The sequence below is a fragment of the Endozoicomonas sp. genome (assembly GCF_031844845.1).
In the GTDB taxonomy this organism is placed as follows: domain Bacteria; phylum Pseudomonadota; class Gammaproteobacteria; order Pseudomonadales; family Endozoicomonadaceae; genus Endozoicomonas.
The window spans coordinates 1-2,486 of record NZ_JAVRMB020000330.1 but is presented as its reverse complement, the minus strand read 5'-3'; the positions used below and the strand labels follow the sequence as shown (position 1 = coordinate 2,486).

Below are 2,486 nucleotides of genomic sequence, written 5' to 3'. Positions count from 1 at the left end.
AGATGTGTATAAGAGACAGGGCCAGATCTTTGGCGACGAGCTTCCGAAGCGATGCTATATGGTAGCCTGGTTGCTCATGGAGTCCCTTCCGATCTTCCCCTCCATAGCGATGGTGCCGGACAGTTCGATGTATTTACCCGTTCAGGTTGCTGGCTTCATGCGGCGAGACCGTTGGAACGGTTCATCCCGGTCAACTTGGAACAGGTTGAGGAGCAACACCTGCTGCTTTGCCGATTCTGGCAACTCTATGGGGAATTGAAAGCCTTCAAGGAAAAGCATGATTCCTATAAAGCTGACACCATTCGCAAAGGGTTTCGTGAGCTGGTGCAAACCCCGGCGAAGTACTCGGAGCTGCGTAGTTCCCTGGGCAAGTTGGCTGTGAAAGATACAGAGCTGCTAGAGGTACTGGACGACCCGCGCCTCCCTTTGCACAATAATCTGAGCGAAAGTCAGATACGGGAACACGTCAAACGGCGAAAAATCAGCGGTGGGACTCGTAGCGAAGCAGGACGGCAAAGCCGCGACACATTTGCCAGCCTGAAAAAAACGTGCCGCCTTCATGGTATTTCTTTCTGGGAATACCTGAAAGACAGATTGAATGGTATTGGTCTCATTCCAAGGCTCTGCAGTCTGATAAAACAGACCGGCAGTGGCATTGTGGACGATTGTTTTACCAGTGGTTTTTGAGCACTTACCAAAAATGTACCTTATGAGTGAAAATTTTACTAAGAAGAATATTAGTCTACATTCACTGGCGTGCCTGAGATTTTAGGGAATTATTCGGTCTTGAAGCGGGTGTGTGATTTAAACAATGTCAAAATTTCATACTATACTTATTTAGTCGTATAGATTATCAGGCGTTGAGTAATATGTTCAGCAGCAATTCCCGACGAATATCAAACCCCTTCTGCTGCAAGTGATTCAGCTTGGCAATAAAAAAAGTAATCGCACAGTTTATCGACTAAAATAGCCCCATACCACTTCACTGTCGTTGACTTGATCATGGCTACCGCTATTCAGAAGTACAGCAAGCACCTTAATGCTACCAATCTTATCAATAAAATATCTGAGAATTTTGATAAAATAAAAGATCACCGTCGTAATAAATGCCCTATCCCTTTTGGTAATTTCGTAAAATCCGGATTTGCCATGATGCATCAACAGAACGATTCTCTTTTGGGATTTGATAATAAGCGTAAAGATCCAATTCAATGTCACAATCTCGAAAAGATGTATCACGTTAAAGACGGAATAATTCCCTCTGATAGTCGAATGAGTGAAGTCATTGATCTTATTGACCCTGAAGATATTATGAAGCCATTTCCAGAACTGTTTTCTATTATACAGCGTCAAGGTGCTCTCAAATTATTTAAATTCAACTGTGGCAAATTGAAAGACCATTACCTGATGTCTATTGATGGAACAGGACTTTTTCATTCAAAAAATTGTGGCTGTGATGATTGCTGCGTTAGCAACGAAGTGAAACCCAATGAAGCCCATTACCATAATTTAATGGGAGGCTGTATTGTTCACCCTGATCAAAAAACAGTCATTCCTTTCGCACCAGAAGCGATAAAGCATCAGGATGGTTGCACCAAAAATGACTGTGAGCAAAATGTAATCAAACGCTATTTTGCACGGCTGAAGCGAGAACATCCCAAGTTGAAGCTGATCATCCTGCTGGATGGTCTGTACGCGAATAACCCTATGATTGCACTGATAAAAAAGTATGGTTGGCACTATATTAGTGTGGCTAAGGATGGAAATCATGTGGCACTTATTGAAGCTATGAATGCACTGTATGATCAAGGAGAACTTAATCACCATAAAATCGTTGATAAAAAAAATCAAATCACGAGTCATTTTCGCTTTGCCAACAAGGTTTCATTGAATTTGCAAGGTGAGACGGAGCTAGTTAATGTCCTTGATTACATTGAAATTGACAAGGATGGCACTCGGCATGTTTGGTGCTGGGTAACAGATATCGAATTAACCAAGAAGACAGTTAAAGCTGTTATGGAGGGAGGTCGATGCCGATGGCATATTGAAAACCAAACGTTTAACACCCTGAAAAACCAAGGTTATCACCTAGAGCACAATTACGGTCATGGCAAGCATCACCTGGCGACGAATTTTGCCTGCCTTACGTTTCTGGCATTTCTGGTTAATCAAATTCTGGAGATGTCTAATCCTGAATTTCAAAAAGCGTTAAAGAAGCAAGCAAGAGGAACGCGAAAATATCTTTGGAAAGAAATGACGTGTTTATTTACAACTTGGATGATTGATAGTTGGGATGATTTGTTTAATGCAATCATCCACGGAGTTATACCCAGAAAAATTGAATTCAATAGTTCATGAAATTGAAAGGTAGCCAGGTTTTCAGGGTTTTATTAAATTTGTTCTTGGCACAATAAAGGTGCTCGGGGTTGTTTGTTCTTATTTTTAAGCATTGATTAATTTATAGCTAGAATGCATTGTCGTATATT

Annotated in this window: 2 protein-coding genes; both read left to right on the top strand. The window is 41.4% G+C overall.

Annotation, left to right across the window (positions count from 1 at the left end; genetic code table 11):
• Positions 1-51 precede the first annotated feature (51 nt).
• Positions 52-687: a transposase gene (locus RM811_RS18390; RefSeq protein ID WP_402527229.1), complete on the top strand. Its 636-nt coding sequence runs from the start codon at positions 52-54 to the stop codon at positions 685-687.
• Between the two features lie 315 nt (positions 688-1,002).
• Complete coding sequence (locus tag RM811_RS18385) at positions 1,003-2,358, top strand: transposase (RefSeq protein ID WP_402527227.1); 1,356 nt, start codon at positions 1,003-1,005, stop codon at positions 2,356-2,358.
• Positions 2,359-2,486 lie beyond the last annotated feature (128 nt).